This is a genomic window from Methylibium sp. T29-B (assembly GCF_000576225.1).
In the GTDB taxonomy this organism is placed as follows: Bacteria; Pseudomonadota; Gammaproteobacteria; order Burkholderiales; family Burkholderiaceae_C; genus Methylibium; species Methylibium petroleiphilum.
Genome location: NZ_AZSN01000255.1, coordinates 1 through 3286 on the forward strand (window position 1 = coordinate 1; position 3286 = coordinate 3286).

Sequence of the window (3286 nt, forward strand, 5' to 3'; positions counted from 1 at the left end):
CCGCGGCGCTCGGCACCTGGCCGCTGGCGCGTGCACAGTCCTCGGGCGCGGCGCGCGAGCCGCTGCGCGTGGGCTACCAGAAGTCGGCCAGCCTGTTCGTGCTGCAGAAGGCGCAGGGCTCGCTGGAGAAGAAGCTCGCGCCGCTGGGCGTGGGTGTGAAGTGGGTCGAGTTCCCGGCCGGGCCGCAGTTGCTGGAAGGCCTGAACGTCGGCTCGGTCGATATCGGCCATGTGGGCGAGGCGCCGCCGATCTTCGCGCAGGCGGCCGGCGCCGACTTCGTCTACATCGGCCACGACCCGGCCGCGCCGGAGGCTGAGGCCATCGTCGTGCCGCAGGGCTCGGCGATCAGGAGCGTGGCCGAGCTCAAGGGCAGGAAGGTCGCGCTGAACAAGGGCTCGAACGTGCACTACCTGCTGGTGCGCGCGCTCGAGAAGGCCGGCCTGAAGTACGCCGACATCCAGCCGGTCTTCCTGCCGCCGGCCGATGCGCGTGCCGCCTTCGAGAAGGGCGCGGTCGATGCCTGGGCGATCTGGGATCCCTTCCTCGCCGCGGTCGAGAAGCAGACCGGTGCGCGCGTGCTGGTCGACGGCCGCAACGGCGTCGCCAACAACTACCTGTTCTACCTGGCCGAGCGCAAGTTCGTGCAGAAGAACGGCGACGTGATCCAGGCGCTGTTCGCCGATTCGCAGGAGCAGGGCCGCTGGCTGAAGGCCGACTTGAAGCGCGCCGCGGCGATCATTGCGCCACTGCAGGGCCTGGACCCGGAGATCGTCGAGCTCGCGCTGCGCCGCTACAACTTCAATGTCACGCCGCTCAGCGAGCAGGTCGCGGCGCAGCAGCAGCAGATCGCCGACGTGTTCCACGAGCTCAAGCTGATCCCCAAGCCGATCCGCGTGGCCGACGCGCTGCCCGCGGTGCGCGTCGCGCAGAAGCAGCCCTGAGGTCACGGCGATGAGCTTCCATCGACATGCGTTGTTCGCCGGCGTGCTGGCGCTGGCCACCGGGCTGCTGGGGTTCGCGCCGGAGGCGCACAGCCAGCCAGCCGCACCGAAGGAGATCCGCATCGGCTTCCAGAAGAGCGCCGTCAACCTGGTGATCCTCAAGCAGCAGGGTGCGCTGGAGAAGCGCTTCCCCGACAGCAAGGTGTCGTGGATCGAGTTCCCGGCCGGGCCGCAGCTGCTGGAGGCACTGGCGGTCGGCAGCCTGGAGATCGGCCTGACCGGCGACTCGCCGCCGGTGTTCGCGCAGGCGGCCGGCAAGGACCTGCGCTACGTCGGCGCCGAGCCGCCCAAGCCGCAGAGTTCGGCCATCCTCGTGAAGCCCGACTCGCCGCTGCGCACGCTGGCCGACCTGAAGGGCAGGAAGGTCGCGTTCCAGAAGGGCTCCAGCGCGCATTACCTCGTGGTGCGCGCGCTGGCGCAGGCCGGGCTGCAGTGGAGCGACATCACGCCGATCTACCTGCCGCCGTCGGACGCGCGTGCCGCCTTCGAGCGCGGCAGCGTCGACGCCTGGGCCATCTGGGACCCCTACTACGCCGCGACCGAGCTCGACATCCAACCGCGCGTGCTGAGCAATGGCGTGGGCCTGTCGGGCAACAACTCCTTCTACCTGGCATCGACCGCGTTCACGCAGAACCACCCGCAAGCGGTGCAGGTCCTGCTCGACGAGCTGACGCAGGCCGATGCCTACGTGCAGTCGCACCGCAAGGAGTCCGCGCAGTTCATCGCCGACTTCAGCGGCCTGAGCCTGGCGACGGTGCACCTGTTCATTTCGCGCCGCCCGCCATCGCCGGTGAAGCCGCTGTCGCCGGCGCTGGTGGCCGACCAGCAACGCGTGGCCGATGCCTTCCAGCAGCTCGGGCTGATCCCCAAGCCGGTGGCGGTGGCCGAGATCGTGTGGCAGCCCGGCGCCCCGGGGGCGGCGCGCCTCGCGAACGCCGCCCGCTGAGACAACAAGAACGACACGACCGAAGACGAAGGAGAGACGAGCGATGAAGCTGCTCTGGTTCATTCCCACCCACGGCGACTCGCGCTACCTCGGCAGCGCGCAAGGCGCACGCGCTGCGGACTACAACTACTTCCGCCAGGTCGCGATCGCGGCCGACAGCCTGGGCTACGAGGGCGTGCTGATCCCGACCGGTCGCTCCTGCGAGGACCCGTGGGTCGTGGCGTCCAGCCTGATCGGCGAGACGCGGCGCCTGAAGTTCCTGGTCGCCTTGCGGCCGGGGCTGGTGGCGCCGTCGCAGTCGGCCCGCATGGCGGCCACTTTCGATCGGCTGTCCGGCGGGCGCCTGCTGGTGAACCTGGTGACCGGCGGCGACGCCGAGGAGCTGGCCGGCGACGGCCAGTTCCTGAGCCACGCCGAACGCTACGAGCAGTCGGTCGAGTTCATGAAGATCTGGCGCGAGGTGATCGCGCGCTCGCACGAGCCGCAGAACGCGGTCGACTTCGACGGCAAGCATCTGCAGGTGAAGGGCGCGAAGCTGCTCTACCCGCCGATCGCGAGGCCCTATCCGCCGCTGTTCTTCGGCGGCTCGTCGGAGGCGGCGCACGAGCTGGCGGCCGAGCAGTTCGACACCTACCTCACCTGGGGCGAGCCGCCGGCCGCGGTGGCCGAGAAGGTGGCCGACATCCGGCGCCGCGCGGCGAAGCACGGGCGCACGCTGAGCTTCGGCATCCGCCTGCACGTGATCGTGCGCGAGACCGAGGACGAGGCCTGGCGCGCTGCCGGTGCATTGCTCTCGCACCTGGACGACGCCACCATCGCCGCCGCACAGCAGCGTTTCGGGCAGATGGATTCGGTGGGCCAGCGCCGCATGGCCGAGCTCAACAAGGGCAAGTTCAACCGCGCCAACATCCGCGAGGGCCTGGAGATCTCGCCCAACCTGTGGGCCGGCGTGGGCCTGGTGCGCGGCGGCGCCGGCACGGCGCTGGTCGGCAACCCCGAGCAGGTGGCCGCGCGCATCAAGGAGTACGCGGCGCTCGGGCTCGATCACTTCATCCTGTCGGGCTATCCGCACCTTGAAGAGGCTCACCGCGTGGCCGAGCTGGTGTTCCCGCTGCTGCCGCTGCAGCGCGAGACCGGCGCGGCGGCGGCGACCCATGTGCTCAGCGGGCCGTTCGGCGAGATCGTCGCCAACAGCTTCGTGCCGCCGCCGGCCGTCGCGCCGGTGCGCGTGAGTGCCAGCTGATCGACGGCCGGAAGGAGCCCACCATGTTCGTCATCGATGCCGCCGAGCCCGCGCCGGCGAGCGGTGCCGCGCCGTCCCGGCTTGCGCCGCGACGGA

Annotated in this window: 3 protein-coding genes; all 3 read left to right on the forward strand. The window is 70.6% G+C overall.

Features of this window, described 5'->3' with window-relative positions:
* On the forward strand, nucleotides 1-941 hold a 941-nt coding region (locus Y694_RS20645), incomplete at its 5' end, for a sulfonate ABC transporter substrate-binding protein (RefSeq protein ID WP_036236092.1).
* A 10-nt stretch (nucleotides 942-951) separates the two neighbouring features.
* On the forward strand, nucleotides 952-1947 hold the full coding sequence (locus Y694_RS20650) for an aliphatic sulfonate ABC transporter substrate-binding protein (RefSeq protein WP_036236094.1): 996 nt from the start codon (nucleotides 952-954) through the stop codon (nucleotides 1945-1947).
* Nucleotides 1948-1990: 43 nt separating this feature from the next.
* A complete protein-coding gene (gene ssuD / locus Y694_RS20655; protein WP_036236096.1) occupies nucleotides 1991-3190 on the forward strand; it encodes an FMNH2-dependent alkanesulfonate monooxygenase in 1200 nt (399 codons plus the stop codon).
* Nucleotides 3191-3286 lie beyond the last annotated feature (96 nt).

What these genes read in the sequence shown, in the direction of transcription:
- ssuD (WP_036236096.1), top strand. Translation starts at nt 1,991, where the DNA reads ATGAAGCTGCTCTGGTTCATTCCCACCCACGGCGACTCGCGCTACCTC.
- Y694_RS20650 (WP_036236094.1), top strand. Translation starts at nt 952, where the DNA reads ATGAGCTTCCATCGACATGCGTTGTTCGCCGGCGTGCTGGCGCTGGCC.